Source organism: Algicella marina (assembly GCF_009931615.1).
Classification (GTDB): Bacteria; Pseudomonadota; Alphaproteobacteria; order Rhodobacterales; family Rhodobacteraceae; genus Algicella; species Algicella marina.
This window is the reverse complement of the sequence record NZ_CP046620.1, coordinates 850,368-865,237: the sequence shown is the minus strand read 5'-3', so window position 1 is coordinate 865,237 and position 14,870 is coordinate 850,368. Positions and strand designations below refer to the sequence as shown.

16 protein-coding genes are annotated in these 14,870 nt (G+C 59.3%); 13 read left to right on the top strand and 3 right to left on the bottom strand.

Annotated elements, in window-relative coordinates; genetic code table 11:
* Positions 1-3: 3 nt before the first annotated feature.
* Positions 4-993 (bottom strand): tRNA dihydrouridine(20/20a) synthase DusA, encoded by a 990-nt coding sequence (gene dusA / locus GO499_RS04260; RefSeq protein WP_161861021.1) that lies wholly within the window; start codon positions 991-993, stop codon positions 4-6.
* Between the two features lie 113 nt (positions 994-1,106).
* Between dusA and GO499_RS04255 the strand changes: the two genes are divergently transcribed.
* The 8 genes from GO499_RS04255 to GO499_RS04220 all read left to right on the top strand — a co-directional run bounded on the left by GO499_RS04255 (position 1,107) and on the right by GO499_RS04220 (position 10,025).
* Entirely contained in the window at positions 1,107-2,195 is a 1,089-nt protein-coding gene (locus GO499_RS04255; RefSeq protein ID WP_161861020.1) for a site-specific integrase, read from the top strand.
* 89 nt (positions 2,196-2,284) lie between these two features.
* Positions 2,285-3,478 (top strand): DUF932 domain-containing protein, encoded by a 1,194-nt coding sequence (locus GO499_RS04250; RefSeq protein ID WP_161861019.1) that lies wholly within the window; start codon positions 2,285-2,287, stop codon positions 3,476-3,478.
* A 99-nt stretch (positions 3,479-3,577) separates the two neighbouring features.
* Positions 3,578-4,378, top strand: coding sequence for a hypothetical protein (locus GO499_RS04245; protein WP_161861018.1), 801 nt, complete (start codon positions 3,578-3,580; stop codon positions 4,376-4,378).
* Between the two features lies 1 nt (position 4,379).
* Positions 4,380-4,934: a hypothetical protein gene (locus GO499_RS04240; protein ID WP_161861017.1), complete on the top strand. Its 555-nt coding sequence runs from the start codon at positions 4,380-4,382 to the stop codon at positions 4,932-4,934.
* A gap of 90 nt (positions 4,935-5,024) precedes the next feature.
* Positions 5,025-7,154, top strand: coding sequence for a ParB/RepB/Spo0J family partition protein (locus GO499_RS04235; protein ID WP_161861016.1), 2,130 nt, complete (start codon positions 5,025-5,027; stop codon positions 7,152-7,154).
* A 100-nt stretch (positions 7,155-7,254) separates the two neighbouring features.
* Entirely contained in the window at positions 7,255-8,298 is a 1,044-nt protein-coding gene (locus tag GO499_RS04230; protein ID WP_161861015.1) for a DUF7146 domain-containing protein, read from the top strand.
* Between the two features lie 229 nt (positions 8,299-8,527).
* Positions 8,528-9,454 (top strand): DUF2493 domain-containing protein, encoded by a 927-nt coding sequence (locus GO499_RS04225; RefSeq protein WP_161861014.1) that lies wholly within the window; start codon positions 8,528-8,530, stop codon positions 9,452-9,454.
* Between the two features lie 118 nt (positions 9,455-9,572).
* Positions 9,573-10,025, top strand: coding sequence for a hypothetical protein (locus tag GO499_RS04220; protein ID WP_161861013.1), 453 nt, complete (start codon positions 9,573-9,575; stop codon positions 10,023-10,025).
* 207 nt (positions 10,026-10,232) lie between these two features.
* On the opposite strand, the gene GO499_RS04215 is transcribed toward GO499_RS04220, so the two are convergent.
* Positions 10,233-10,385 carry a hypothetical protein gene (locus tag GO499_RS04215; protein WP_161861012.1) on the bottom strand — a complete coding sequence of 51 codons (153 nt, stop codon included), beginning with the start codon at positions 10,383-10,385 and terminating at the stop codon, positions 10,233-10,235.
* Positions 10,386-10,682: 297 nt separating this feature from the next.
* Between GO499_RS04215 and GO499_RS04210 the strand changes: the two genes are divergently transcribed.
* The 5 genes from GO499_RS04210 to GO499_RS19880 all read left to right on the top strand — a co-directional run bounded on the left by GO499_RS04210 (position 10,683) and on the right by GO499_RS19880 (position 14,507).
* Positions 10,683-11,021: a DUF736 domain-containing protein gene (locus GO499_RS04210; protein WP_161861011.1), complete on the top strand. Its 339-nt coding sequence runs from the start codon at positions 10,683-10,685 to the stop codon at positions 11,019-11,021.
* A gap of 261 nt (positions 11,022-11,282) precedes the next feature.
* Entirely contained in the window at positions 11,283-12,161 is an 879-nt protein-coding gene (locus GO499_RS04205) for an HTH domain-containing protein (RefSeq protein WP_161861010.1), read from the top strand.
* Positions 12,161-13,021: a hypothetical protein gene (locus tag GO499_RS04200; RefSeq protein WP_161861009.1), complete on the top strand. Its 861-nt coding sequence runs from the start codon at positions 12,161-12,163 to the stop codon at positions 13,019-13,021. Before GO499_RS04205 ends, GO499_RS04200 begins: the two co-directional genes overlap by 1 nt.
* A gap of 47 nt (positions 13,022-13,068) precedes the next feature.
* Positions 13,069-13,971, top strand: coding sequence for an AIR synthase related protein (locus GO499_RS04195; protein ID WP_161861008.1), 903 nt, complete (start codon positions 13,069-13,071; stop codon positions 13,969-13,971).
* Entirely contained in the window at positions 13,959-14,507 is a 549-nt protein-coding gene (locus GO499_RS19880; RefSeq protein WP_161861007.1) for an adenylyltransferase/cytidyltransferase family protein, read from the top strand. The genes GO499_RS04195 and GO499_RS19880 overlap by 13 nt, the downstream gene beginning before the upstream one ends.
* Before the next feature lie 149 nt (positions 14,508-14,656).
* Here the strand turns inward: GO499_RS19880 and GO499_RS04185 are convergent, their stop codons facing one another.
* Complete coding sequence (locus GO499_RS04185) at positions 14,657-14,869, bottom strand: helix-turn-helix domain-containing protein (RefSeq protein WP_161861006.1); 213 nt, start codon at positions 14,867-14,869, stop codon at positions 14,657-14,659.
* Between the last annotated feature and the right edge of the window lies 1 nt (position 14,870).

Genomic DNA, 14,870 nt, shown 5'->3' with positions numbered 1-14,870 from the left:
GCCTCATGCAGCAAGCGCCGTCACCTGCGCGAGCGCCCGTTCGACAAGCTCCGGCCCTGCCCCGCGCTTATGAGCACCCTCGCTGAGCGTGCGCCGCCAGTGCCGCGCACCCGCACGTCCCGCAAAGGCACCAAGCATGTGACGTGTGATCCGGTTGAGCGGCACTCCCTTTCCGAGTTCTGACTCGATATATGGCAACATGGCACTTACGGCACGCTCGGCAGACACTGCGTCTGCTCGGGTACCGAAAATCCTTTGATCCGCAGCGCTGAGAACGTTAGCCGGCTGATGATATGCAGCCCTCCCGACCATCACACCGTCCAGCCCGCTGGCCAGAAATTCCTCGACCTCCGCCAAACTGTTGATACCGCCATTGACGGAAATCGGCAGATCCGGGAACGCTGCTTTCATTTCTCTGACAATCTCATAGTCCAGCGGCGGGATATCGCGGTTCTCCTTCGGGCTCAGCCCCTGCAACCACGCCTTTCGCGCGTGTATGGTCACCTGCGCGGCACCGGCATCGCGAACCTTTGCGATGAACGCTGGCAAGACCTCGCGGGGCTCCTGCGCGTCGACACCGATGCGGCACTTTACGGTCACGGGCATATCGGTCGCAGCAACCATGGCTTCCACGCAATGCGCCACAAGGTCGGGGCGCTCCATCAGTATGGCGCCGAAACATCCAGACTGGACCCGGTCCGACGGGCAACCCACGTTAAGATTGATTTCGTCGTACCCAAAAGGTGCGGCGATTCTTACCGCGTCCGCCAGCTCCAATGGGTCAGAGCCGCCTAGCTGCAGCGCAACCGGGTGTTCCTGTTCCGAATAGTCGAGAAGATGACGCGCATCTCCGTTGACCAACGCGGCAGACGTGATCATCTCGGTATAGAGCAACGCTGACGCCGAAAAATGCCTGTGAAACACTCGGCAATGCCGGTCCGTCCAGTCCATCATAGGGGCACAGGATAATCTAGCGTGTTGATTTATTTGCATTTTTTGTGTATCTTCAAACTGTTGGCGGCGGATGCTGCTACGCTGGAGTACGCCCCAATATCCCCGAATTTGCCCCTCTACGACGACTCATTGCACACACAGCGCACACGAAAATGGCCTCCATCACCAAGCTCCCCTCCGGTGCCTACCGGGTCCAGATCAGACGAAAGGGCCGCTACGCGAGCGAGACGTTCCTCCGCCGCGACGACGCCCATCGTTGGGCCCGCCAGGCGGAGACCCGGGTCGACCAGGGGCTGGCGCCGAACAAGTCGTCCGTTTCCCGCCTCCAGACCTTTGGCGACCTCATCGACCTTCATATAACCGATATGTGCGAGGTAGGGAAACCGCCGCGTCGCAGCAAGGCCGCCACGCTCACGACGCTCAAGCGCGATCTCGGCAAGGAGAAGATCGGGCACCTCGACCGGCAAAAGCTGATCGACTACGGCAAGATGCGTGCAGACCAGGGTGCAGGTCCGGTCACCCTCGGGATCGACATCGGGGTGATCAAGATGATCATCACCCACGCTGCAGCCGTGCACGGGCTCGATATCTCTCCGGAACCTGTTGATCTGGCACGCGTCGCGCTCAAGCGACTCGGGCTGATCGGCAAGGGCACAGAGCGGGATCGTCGCCCCACCACGGACGAGTTGAACCGCCTGTTCCGTTGCTTCGAAGACAACGAGCGCCTGACATTGCCGATGACACGCATCGTGAAATTCGCGGTGGCCACGGCCATGCGGCTCGACGAGATCTGCCGCGTCGAATGGACCGATCTCGACGTCGACCGCCGGATGCTCCTGATCCGCGACAGGAAGGACCCGCGCAACAAGACCGGGAACGACCAGCGGATCCCACTCTTCGCCGCCACGGGGTTCGATGCCTGGGCGTTGGTCACCGAACAGGCAAAGGAACTCGGGCACGCAAAAGGCCGGATCTTTCCCTACAATTCGAGATCAGTCGGAACGGCCTTCCGGCGCGCCTGCGTCGAGGTCAGCGTGAAGGACCTGCATTTCCACGATTTGCGCCATGAAGGCACAAGCCGCCTGTTCGAGGCCGGATTCGCGATCGAACAGGTCTCGCTGGTCACCGGCCACAAGGATTGGAAAATGCTGCGCCGGTACACGCATATACGCCCGGAAACGCTGCACGGGCTGGCCGCGTCGCGTGCCCCTTCCCCGCTTGCGACCCGCGCAGCCGAGTGATCGGAGAGTCAGAGGGGTGCCGTCCCGGCCCGTGACGGGTTTGGAGGTCGAGAGAGAGGCTTTCGGCCGCCCGTTGCGGGAGAAAACCCATGAATACCGAGATTATCGAAGCCGGGCGTGACATCAACGGCGGCTACAAGGTGGATGTGTCGCGCGGCGGATGCGTGGACCGCGTTTCGTCCGAATGGTTCTCGAGGCCGGATGACGAGCGGTATCTGTCGCTCGACGATCTCTTCGCCTCGGTCAAGGGCCGGGCGGAGCGCAGCCGGACGCGCACGGTGGAGAGTGCGGCGATCCGGGTCGAGGCGCATCGCGACGACCCGGAGAAGCTGGGCCTTGTGCTGCCTGGCGCGGATGAACCCATCGCGCCGACGCATTGGAGCTTCGGCCAGCTATCCAGCCTCGTCGGTGCGCCCGCAGCCTATCTGCGCCAACTGCCCGCGCCACTGGCCGGGATCAACCTGCAATTTGGGCTGACCAACCACCGGGCTGAGCAGATCAAGACGATGGAAGTTGCGGATGGCCACACCGAACTGCGCGCCGTGACCGGCCCCGACTACGGCCGCATCTACGACCACGAACTGGTCTCCGCCGTCCAGCGCATCGCGGGCAACGGGACAGGCGACACCCGCTGGAAGGTGCCGGGCGTACTCGACTGGTCGACCGGCATCTACAACCCGCGCGTGGATGTGACGAAGGAGACGACGACGCTCTACGCCTCGGACCGCGACGTGTTCCTATTCCTCGTCGATGACCTCAACCCGATCGAGGCGGGGCTGCTGCCCGACGGCTCGCCCGACCTCTACTTCCGGGGCTTCTATTGCTGGAACTCCGAGGTGGGCGCCAAGACGCTGGGCATCGCCAGCTTCTACCTGCGCGCGGTCTGCCAGAACCGCAATCTCTGGGGCGTCGAGGACTTCCAGGAGATCACGATCCGGCACTCGAAATACGCCGCCTCGCGCTTCGCCCATGAGGCCGCGCCGGCGCTCAGCCGTTTCGCCGAGTCCTCGCCCGCGCCCTTCATCGACGGCATCCGCGCGGCGCGGGAGAAGATCGTCGCGCGGTCGGAGGAGGACCGTCAGGATTTCCTGCGCAAGCGCGGGTTCTCGAAGGCGGAGACAAGCCGGATCGTCGAGACGGTGCTGGTCGAGGAAGGCCGGCCGCCCGAGAGCGTCTTCGACTTCGTGCAGGGGATTACTGCGGTGGCTCGGTCGAAGCGACAGCAGGATGCGCGGTTGGTGATGGAGGGGAAAGCGAAGGCGTTACTGGAGAATTTCGTGTAGCCCGGACAATTCTCTCGCACCAAAATCCTCTTGGTCGATGCAATGGCCTTTGTTACTCTGATCGTAGGATCGGTGAAAAACGGCTCCAAGGAGAATGGTATGACAAAATTGATCAAACGCAGTCATGCAATATTCTTGGTAGCTTGGGTGTTGATGTTCGTTCAGTCACTCGCTCTGCATGCCCAAGAAGTCACGATAAGCTATCGCGGGGAGCTGGCGGAAATTCTGGATTCAGCGGCTCAAGCCTATGTGGAAAATTTCCCCGAGCATCTTGATTGGATCGAAAGTGGGCAGATTACGATTGTCAATTGTGGACGGAATACGCCAATTGAGATATCCGATCTACCTTCGGGGTTCTCGTGGACTTATGAGGGATACGACGAGACTCAATCGCTTGCATGGGTACTGGACGAGTACGCATTGATGATCGCGAGTTTCAGCCGATCGGAAGTACCGTATAGACTAGCGCAAGACGCATTTAGCCGACTCGAGACAAGGTTTGGAAGATATCAAACTATTCTCTTCGACGGCGTTGAATACAATAGCTATGGTGAAGCGCTGAGCGCCAACTTACCTACACTGTTCGCTCAGTATGGAGTTCGTTACCCAGGACTGTATTACGAAAGCGGTTGCGGAGGACCCGTGGAAATTTTCTTTTCAACCGAGCCGCCAGGTGCGCAGGTTTGGCGGACTACCCCGCTAAGAGCGAAATTTTGCGAATTCCGCGAACAAGACTCCCGACGCTGTCAAGCTTGGAACGAGGTTACTGGCCAAGGGTCACTGCTCGAACAAGGAAACTTTATTCTTTATGCAAAATGGCCCGATGGACGAGAGGTTCAGTCCTATCGCGACCTAAGAAACATGCCTGACCCAGCGACTGTTGTGCTGCGGCCGAACTGAGATGGCAAACGGGCTTGACGACTTTAATACCTTTATCAAAGGCTACAAGGGTGTCTTGGCTGCAACGCTAGGCGGCGCTCTCATGGCATTGATCTCCGAATTTTCCAACATTACGCCGCCATTTCCTGACGGAATCATACAGATAACAGCGGTGTTCCAATTGCTCATTTTAATTTTTGTTTATCAGGTTATCGATAGAAAATCGAAACGGTTTGTAGACAAGCAGGTTGTTGGTGGAATCATTTTGTTTGTGGTTTCATTCCTGATTTATGTATTTGCCTTAAATTTTCTCAGCTACCCAGATCCAGATGGAGAAAGAAAACTAAAGGGATTTTTTTGCACGGAGAAGGCTGAAGAATTCTTTCAAGGCGCCTGTCCCTGGATTGCGGACGAGGCTGTTGCTCAATCTGGCGGTATCGAAGGTGATATTTGGACTGATCTTGGGCGAGACTTGGTGGGAATGACCGTGCTTATACTTTGGCTTATTATGTTTTCTGCAGTTTCATTTGCCGTGGCGGTATTCGCGAATTTTCAGAGACGACGCAAAGCAAAATAGTACTGAGAGTGAGAGGGGTGCCGGGTTTTCCGTGACGGGTTTGGAGGTCGAGAGAGAGGCTCTCGGCTGGCCTGTCGCGGAGATATCCCGATGACCAAGCAACAGAAGATCACCCTCAGCGCCTCGCGCGACATTCCCTTCAACAAGCTGATGCTCAGCCAGTCGAACGTGCGCCACGTCAAGGCGGGCGTGTCGATTGAGGAACTGGCCGAGGACATCGCGCGGCGGACGCTGCTCAGTTCCATCACCGTGCGGCCCGTGCTGGACGACAGCGGCACCGAGACCGGCATGTACACGATCCCCGCTGGCGGGCGGCGGTTCCGGGCGCTGGAGTTGCTCGTGAAACAGAAGCGCATGAACAAGACTGCGCTGGTCCCCTGCATCGTCCGCACAGACGGGCTCGCCGAGGAGGACAGCCTCGCCGAGAACGTCCAGCGCGCGCCGCTGCATCCGCTCGACCAGTTCCGCGCTTTCCAGGCGATGCGCGAGAAGGGTCGGACCGAGGAGGAGATCGCCGCGGCCTTCTTCGTCTCGGCCAGCGTGGTCAAGCAGCGGCTGAAGCTCGCCGCCGTCGCACCGTCGCTGCTCGATGCCTATGCCGAGGAGGAGATGACCCTCGACCAGCTCATGGCTTTCACGGTCAATCCAGATCACGCGCGGCAGGTGCAGGTCTGGGAGGCGTTGCAGCGGCACTATTCGCGGCAGCCCTACGAGATCCGCCGCATGCTGACCGAGGGTGCGGTGCGGGCCTCGGACAAACGGGCGCAGTTCGTCGGGCTCGACGATTACGTCGAGGCCGGGGGCGAAATCCTGCGCGACCTTTTCCAACAGGACGACGGCGGATGGCTGCAGGATGCCGCCCTGCTCGACGTCATGGTGCGCGAGAAGCTCGCCGAAGAGGCCGAGGCGGTGCGCGCCGAGGGCTGGAACTGGGTCGAGGTCGATACCGAGTTCCCCTATGGCCACATCTTCGGGATGCGCCGGGTTCATGGCGAGGCGGTGCCGATGAGCGACGAGGAGGCTGCCAGCTACCAGGCGCTGAAGGCCGAATACGACGCGCTCGAGGCCGAGCATACGGAGGCCGACGAGTTGCCTGACGACGTCGATGCCCGGTTGGGCGAGATTGAGGAGGCGATGGAGGCGTTCGAGGCACGCCCGATCCGATTCGAGTCCGAGGATCTGGCGCTGGCGGGTGCCTTCGTCAGCATCGACAGCTCCGGGCGACTGCGGGTCGAACGGGGCTATGTGCGGCCCGAAGATGAGCCGGTCGATGAGGTGGAGGACATCGGCGAGGTCGCACCGGAAGCAGCACGGATCGAGGACACCGACGACACCGTCACATCCGCAACGGACGAGGAGGAAGAGGATGACGGCCTCAAGCCGCTATCCGACCGCCTTGTCATGGAACTGACGGCCCATCGCACCCTGGCGCTGCGCAATGCGCTGGCCCAGGACCCGCAGGTCGCCTTCCTCGCGGCGCTGCACGCGATGGTCTTGCGGCTCTTCTATCGCTACGCCGTCAACAGCTGCGTAGAGATCGAACCGCGCAACGCCGCCTTCGGATCGCAGGTGCCGGGCCTCGGCGACACGGCCTATGCGCAGGCCATCGACCAGCGCCACGAGACCTGGGCGCGGAACCTGCCGAAGGCATCCGAAGACCTCTGGGAGGCGCTGACCGAGTTCGACAGCTGCAGCCGCGAGGCGCTCTTCGCCCATTGCGTGGCGATGAGCGTCAATGCCGTCCACGATCCCTACCAGCGCCGCCCGCGGGCCATCGCGCATGCGGATGTGCTGGCCGGGACCGTCGGACTCGACATGGCCAATGCGGGCTGGACGGCCACGGGTGACAGCTACATCGGCCGCGTGACCAAGGCGCGTATCCTGGAGGCCGTGCGCGAGGCGAAAGGCGAAGACGCCGCTGACCGGATCGCCGGGCTGAAGAAGTCGGAGATGGTGACGGCTGCCGAGGACCTGCTCGTGGGCACCGGCTGGCTGCCCGAACCTCTGCGCACGCCGCCGCTGCCGGAAGAGGATGCCCCGGAGATCGAGCTGGTCGACGAGGCGGACCGCTCCGACGATGACCCTTCGGAAGACGATCCCGACAGCAGCGAAGCGCAATCGGCGGAAGACGGCGGCGAACCGGCTATCGGAGATTACGACCCGATGGAGGAAGATGATCCCATCGCCGGTGACGCCTTCGCCCGGACTGCCGTCGAGTGACCTTCGAGCAGGTCGGAGCTCCTTCCCCCCGAGTTCCGGCAGCCGGGGTCCGCCAGAAATGGCGGGCCCCTTTTTCAATCCACGACAGGAGGCACAGAGCATGCACAGCCCCGCCGCCGACATCGCCCTCCGCCTTGCCGAAGATGCCGAGGCCGTCTGCCGCCACTACCTTACGAACGGACGCAAACAGGGCCGATACTGGATCGTTGGCGATGTGCAGAACAAACCAGGCCGCAGCCTCTATGTCAGACTGACCGGTCCGATCTATGGTCCCGGCGCCGCCGGAAAATGGACCGATTCCGCAACCGGGCAGCATGGCGACCTTCTGGACCTGATCGCCCTGAACATGGGGATCACCACGCTGAGGGACACGCTGGACGAAGCGCGCAGGCTTCTCAGCCTGCCGCAGACAGACAGGGACCGCGCCGCCAATCCGCCAGCCAGTCCTGGCTCACCTGAGGCGGCACGGCGGCTCTGGGCCATGGGCCAGCCGATGTCGGGCACCTTGGCCGAACGCTATCTCGCCGGACGCGGCCTCACCGGGCTGGGCCATCTCGACAGTCTACGGTTTCACCCGAACTGCTTTTATTGGCGCGAGGATCACGCACTGAACGATCCGCCCGAGACTTGGCCCGCCCTGCTCGCCAAGGTAACGGACCTCGATGGACGGCTCACCGGCCTGCACCGCACCTGGCTTGACCCCGCCACTGCGGACAAGGCCCCGGTCATTCCACCGCGCAAGGCGATGGGCAATCTCCTCGGCTATGGTGTTCGCATCGGCAAACCGGTCAGCGTGCTGGCCGCAGGCGAAGGGCTTGAGACCATGCTCTCCCTGCATCTGGCCCTGCCGGAGTTGCCTGCGGTGGCGGCTCTGTCCGCCAATCATCTCGCAGCCCTGCAGCTGCCCGCCGATCTTCGCAGCCTCTACATCGCCGTCGATGCCGACCCGGCAGGCCTGTCCGCCGCGGACCAACTGGCGCATCGGGCTATGGGGGCCGGGATCGATACCGTTCACCTCTCCCCCTGTCTCGGCGATATCAATGACGATCTGCGGGCCAATGGCCGCGACGCGTTGCGCGCGCATCTGCGCCCGCAACTGGCGCCCGAGGATGCCGTGGCCTTCCTCGACCACGCCAAGGATTGATCGGGATCGGCGCAGCCGGCCAGCGCCTCCGCAATCAGAGCCACGCCTTCCGGCCTTCCGAGAGCGGGCCAAACGGAGCAGAGCCCGGACGCGCCCGCAACGGCCATGGCCGTCCTCCGCTGCGCTTCGGCCGCCGCCGGAGCGGCGGTGCAGACCCGTCCCGCCCCCGCTTTTCGGTTGCCCGGGAAGGCCGCGAGAGGCGCGGGCTTCGATAACCGGAGACGACATCATGACCGACACACATCTTCAAACCCGATCCTCCACCGCCGTCGTGCTCGAGGAACTGCAGCTCTACGGCTGGCGCCCCTTCACGGACGAGCCCGATCCCCGTCCCTTGCCGGAGCCCGACGCCATTCGCACCGCCATCGCCGACATTTTCGACGCACTCGTTTCGACGCTGTCCGACACGCGGTTGGAGCCCGACCTCGAAGACCTGCTCTGGTCCACCACGAACCTTTTCCACCGCATGGCGACCCAGACCGGCCGCGAACTCGACAGCAACGAACAGGCGCAGAAACGGGCACAGCGCGAACAGGACGGGTCCGAAGTTCGCTCGGTCGAGCTCGAGACCCTGATCGCGGAGGGCATCACGCTCATCGAGCGGCGCAATGCCTTTGAGGCCATGCGCGATCTCGCGGCCGAGGGCTTCGAGGCGCATCTCGGCCAAACCTGGCACCCGCGCACAGGCAGCCACGTGAACCGGCGCACCCTGACCGCCTCGTTGATCGACAGCCGCGATCACATCGCCGCCAAGCGCCGGGCCGATCTGGAACCGCTGCTGCCGCAAGGCACGAAGATCGCCTTCAGCGGCGGGCTCGACTGCACCGATCACACAGCCATCTGGGCGGCGCTCGACCGCGTCCACGCGAAACACGCCGACATGGTCCTGTTGCACGGCGGCGCGCCGCGTGGGGCCGAGCGCATCGCCACTGCCTGGGCCGACAATCGCGCCGTGACGCAGATCGTCTTCAAACCCGACTGGACGCGGCACGGCAAATCGGCCCCCTTCAAGCGCAACGACCAGTTACTCGACACCCTGCCCATCGGCCTCATCGTCTTCCCGGGCTCAGGCATCACGGAAAATCTCGCCGACAAGGCCCGCACGATGGGCATTCCGCTATTCGACTTCCGGTCGAAAGCCGCCCCACCGGCATGACCGGATTTCCGCCGACGCCCGCCCCGGACCCTCCCGGGGCGGGCCGTTTTCTGCTATGATCTGCCCGTGCCAATGGAGGAGGTGGCGGCGCGATCCTTGTTCTCGAAAGGAGTGCCTCATGTTTTTCTCCACCCTCTTCACGCTGTTCGGCCTCGGTGCCCTCTGCTGGATCCTGTTCAACTTGGCCGTCTACGCCCTGCCCTTCGCGATTGGCCTGACGTCCGGCATGTATCTGTATGAAACGGGCCAAGGCGTCTTTCTGTCGATCATTGCGGGCCTCTTCATAGGCGGTTTCATCGCGGCTCTGGGGGAATTCGCCTTTGACCGCATCCGTTGGGCCCCACTCAAACTCGCCATCGGTCTGATCTACGCGGTCCCCGCCGGGATCGCCGGATTTCATGCGGCAAAGGGTCTTGCCGAATTCGGCAGCGCGGGCACCGCCACCATCACCTTCTTGTCCTGGCTGGGCGCGCTGGTCGTGGGCGGGACCGCTTGGGCGCGGGTGTCGAGCTGGTCCGAGGTCAACGCCATGTCCGACCCGCATCCGCACAGGTCTTTCGACGAACACTGAACGCCCTGTGAAGCTTTCGCAGCAGCATGCTGTCAGCGACGCCGTCAGCGTGGGCCGCAACCGATTGCTGCAAGAGGTCTCGATCCTCGCCGTCACCGCAGCATTGCAGTTGGGCAGGATCGGCTGAGAAAAGCCAGATCACTGAGACCCACGTTGTGGCGCATGGCCCCGGTAGCGCATGCACCTGCATCGCCGGCAGACCGAACATCACGGCAGACAGACATAGACACGGCGAGAGGGGGCAATCCCGGAGTAGCGAGGCACGTCCGGGACATGCACCGTTTCCGCCTGCACGCCATAGCCTGTCTTTGCACGACGCACGCTGCCGGGGTCTTGCGCGGTCCAAAGATAGCCAGTCATCCCCTCACCCATGGCTTGCGCCACGCGTCCCTTGCGGGCCTCTCAGCGGCTGATCTGACCGGGATCGGCTGACGCCTCGACCGCCTAGGTCGCAACGGCCGGTCCGGACTTTCTTCCCCTGGCGTCCCCGAAAAGTCTCCGGTCCGCCATTCCTCGCGGAACAAGAAAGACCGGCCTTGCCGTCTTCCGCTGGCGCTGCGGGCCACAGGGGCTGCGTCAGCGGATCGCCCCGGTCCTGACGATCGCCATCGAGGCCGCGAAGGGCGCGGGCTCGGACAAGCCAAAAGGAGATATGACATGGCCACCATCGGAACCTTCAAGAAGACCGGCAGCGAATACGTCGGCGAAATCGTCACCCTGAGCGTTCAGGCGAAAGCCGTCCGCATCGTCCCCGAGGACAGCACCCCGAACGACAACGCCCCCTCCCACCGCGTCTTCGTGGGCCGTGCTGAGATCGGCGCCGCATGGTCCAAGCGCTCGACCGAGGGCCGCGACTACCTGAGCCTCAAGCTCGACGACCCGAGCTTCACCCAGCCGATCTATGCAAACCTCTTCGACGATACGGTGATCGAAGGCGGCGAAGAGACCTTCAGCCTCATCTGGTCGCGGTCCAACAGCCGTCGCAACGGCGACTGACAGCAGATTGCCCCGCTCGGGATCACCGAGCGGGGCAATTTTTCTGGAGCGGGCTACTGATGATCGACGGCTCTCGAAGCCGTGCGACGCCGGAGACGGCCCAAAGCTGCGGTACAACTGACGGAAGTCATGCTGCGAGGGCAGTCAGCGTTGCCGACATTCGCAGCGCAGGCGAAACATCAGCAACACTGAAAGAACTTGCAATACTCCCAAGCGGCGTGTTCCATTCCATGTGCCTTGCAACAAAAAGATTGTCTTTCTGTGAAACCTTCCACGTACTTAGAAGCTGCTTTGGTTGCCCTGCGCAATGCAAACCGACCCATGAGTTCGAGAGAGATTTCGGCGTTTATTCAAGATAGTGTCGACTTTTCAATGTCCGGAAAGACGCCTTGGAAGACCATAAACGCGAGAATATCCGCTGAAATATTAGATCACGGAGTTAACTCTGTATTTATCAGGGTCGATGACGGTCGGTTCGGATTGAGAGAGTGGCCAGATGTGGTGGAACACAAGGCACTTCGTCGCAAAATCAATCCAGTCAATGAGACTATCGCGGTCATACCCAGATCGAGATTTCTCGATTTCCTAAAACCTCGTCAAGGCTCCGAGTTCTTTGATATCGACTATGTCCAAGTATTCAAAGAGTCCCAAGGAATGCCCCGTGTCGAGGCGGAAGAAACTGAGGAGTACGTTCAGCTAATCCCACTGTTCTTTGTGCGCCGAAGCGACCAGTTCCTTACTTATAAAAGGACAAAACGACTTCCTGAAAAGAGGCTTCATGGCACCCGGTCGATCAACTTTGGCGGGCACCTGCAAGTTGAAGATTTTCCAACGTTGTTTGCATCCGATCCGGATGTGGTTCAACAAAGTTTGCAGCGTGAGTTGCGGGAAGAGCTTGAGTTTACGCCAGATGAAAAGACTGTTGAGTTCTTTGGAGCAATTCACGAAACAACTAATATGTTCGGACGCCAACATGTAGGCTTGGTATTTGAAGTCCGATCACAAAGTGCCGTTGACGTAAACTCTGGGGAGCCGGGTTTTCTTACTTCATTGGAGTTTTTCTCTAAAGCCGACATAACCGCTAAAAAGGATGAATTCGACGATTGGACATTTTTGGTTTTGGATGAGTGCGTAGGTTGATGGGCGATTTTTGGACAGAACTACCCGGTGGTGTTGCAACAGAGCTTATTTCAAACCTCGTTTGGATCGTCTTGGCTGCTGCCACGGTTTCGGTGTTAATCTTGATCAGAAAAAGGCTTTTGTGGTGGTTTGTAGGAGCAACGCGAAAGCTCCTATTCGTTTCCGCGATTGCCGCCACTGTTTGCTGGGTGGTCGCCTATTTTGGCTACATGACCCCACTTAACGCGGCTCTTGCATTCGCTGGACTGGTGAGTGCGACTTCCACTTACCTGCTGTACAGGTTCTATCGGCTGGGTATCCTTGATGTATTTATGCGCACTGCCAGTGGGATCGACTATCGTGCATCTTTGAAGCGTCCGCGTCATTCTTTCGACTTTCTTGGGGTTGGAGCGCACAAGCTGACTTCGATCCCAGAGTTTCGACAAATGATTGTGAGGTGTGCGAAGGCAGGACGACCAGTCAGATTGCTCCTCTCTCCCCCAGACAATCCGGTTCTGAGAAACGTCGCGAGCAGAACCGGAATCGACAGAAATACGTATGCAAGTCGAGTTCGGGAGTCTTTAAAAACTGTCGCCGACTTGGCGATCAAGGAAGGCTTCAACATAGAGGTGAAATTCTATCATGCCGAAAGCGAGGCAGATTTCCAACAATTTCGCCTAGTATTCATCGATGATAGAGTTTGTGTTATGAGCTACACCATTTGGGACGATCAAGAAGGTCGAAGCAACCCACAAGTTGTTCTTACCGCAGGTCAAAATGAGCGCTCCTCCCACTCCCTCTACTACACGTTTAAGGACTATTTCGAACGGATGTGGACTGACCCGAAGACTTCGGCGGTGGACCTTACGAAGTATCGGTAATGTTCCAGGTAGATTTGAATAAGGTTGGTTGCGGCCAGAAGGTCCATATGCGCGACGTAAGCGTTTTGTCTAAGGCAATCGATATCGAGCTATGGTCCGATACCGGTTGTACAGTGGTTGGTGACGCTTTGATATGTTCAAGCATTGATCGCATAGGGAGAATGTTGAACGACATTGACCAGTTTTGCGAAGTTGCCATCCTGCACGCGGTTTCTGATTTGATTGTTTCGAAAGTTAACCCTCAATGCGCTTCGGTCTGCATTGAGTATGGCCCGGAGTTCGACACAGTCGAAAAGATGGCTGCGTTGAGTAAATCGCTATCTGACGGCTTTAAGAAGCTTGGTATTGAGCTTCAAAATCTACACTCCGTGCGATCAGACTACACACATCTGACAGTCTCCGTCTTCGGCGCAAGAGAACATTCGCAAATTCCCACTCCAAATTCTGGCAGTGTTTTGATCTCCCGGAGACTGGGGGCAGCAAAAATGGCCGTGCTGCGTGAGATTGATAACGATGACAGCGCGCCTTTTGCGTCAGAGATTGTTAGTAAGCGGTTTCTTGGTGGAATGGAGACTGAATTCTTCGCTACAGATATTACAGGTTTTGGGCTTGCGGGCGCAGCGATAAATTTGGCCTACCGGGTCGGGGCTAGAGTTCAAATTTCCCTATGCGACCTAAACATCGTCCATGAAGATGTCCTCGGGATTCCAGTAGGATGTTTTGAAGCGGACGGAATTCCTACAGACGCATTCACAGCTACGTGCCGTAGATCGAAAGCTGTAGCTCTTTGTGCCGAGTTTGCAGGTCCCGCGCTTTTTTTTGTTGCCTCAACAAATGTCGATGACTTTGTAGATGAGTTTAGGGAACTACACGGTTGGGACCCCATTCACATCGGAGAGTTCAGGCAGGAAGAACCGTACGCGGGGGTGAGTATTTCGTGGAGAGACTAACTCATGCCTCAATCCACGGTCGCTTTCAGCCATTTCACAATGGTCATTTGGAGTATTTTCGGTGGGCAAAGTCACGCGCTGATTGCGTCTATATAGGAATTACACAGATTTATAATGAAAGCGGCGGCCACTTTCCGGGCGCAAATCATAGAGGATTGATCGACAACAACCCACTTACGTTCTTTGAAAGGTTCTGGATTATCGAAACTTGCCTCTTGGCAAATGGGTTCTCTTTGGAGGAGTTCAGAATAATCCCCTTTCCAATAGAGGACCCATTCCGCATTTCCACTTTTTTGCCGACAGGTGTGAAGTGCTTTACCACGAGGCATACCGAATGGAACGAGCATAAGGTTAAGCTCTTGGAAGACGCCGGCTTTGATGTTGAGGTTTTAGAACATGACGAATCTCACGTGCCGAGAGCCTCTGGCACTGAGATTAGAGAGCTCTTTCGATCAGGTGACGATAAGTGGCGGAAATTTGTACCCGAAGGGGCGCATGCCTTGCTACAAGAGTTGCTTAGCAAAAACACAGCTTAATACTGTGCACAGATGCTTTAGCGGGGCTATGCAAGCAATGTGCTTTTCTTTGCCTCTCTTTCTGCATTAACTTTGAAGTCCGCTTTCAAGATCACCTCATAGCCTCGCTGCGAAGCAGCGAATGCACACTTCCCCGCCCAAGCATTCTGTCACTCAAGCTTAGCAAGCAGCTGGGCTGGTTCGACACCCAAGGCGTCCGCTACCTTTTGCAGTGTCACGATGGTGACGTTCTGCTGTTGCCGCTCCATCGCGCTGACATGAGCGCGATCGACATCCATCGCCGCCGCCAACGCGGCCTGTGTCAGCCCGCGCAATTGGCGGTAGTGCTTGAGATTCCTTGCAAAAACAACGCGGATGTCCATC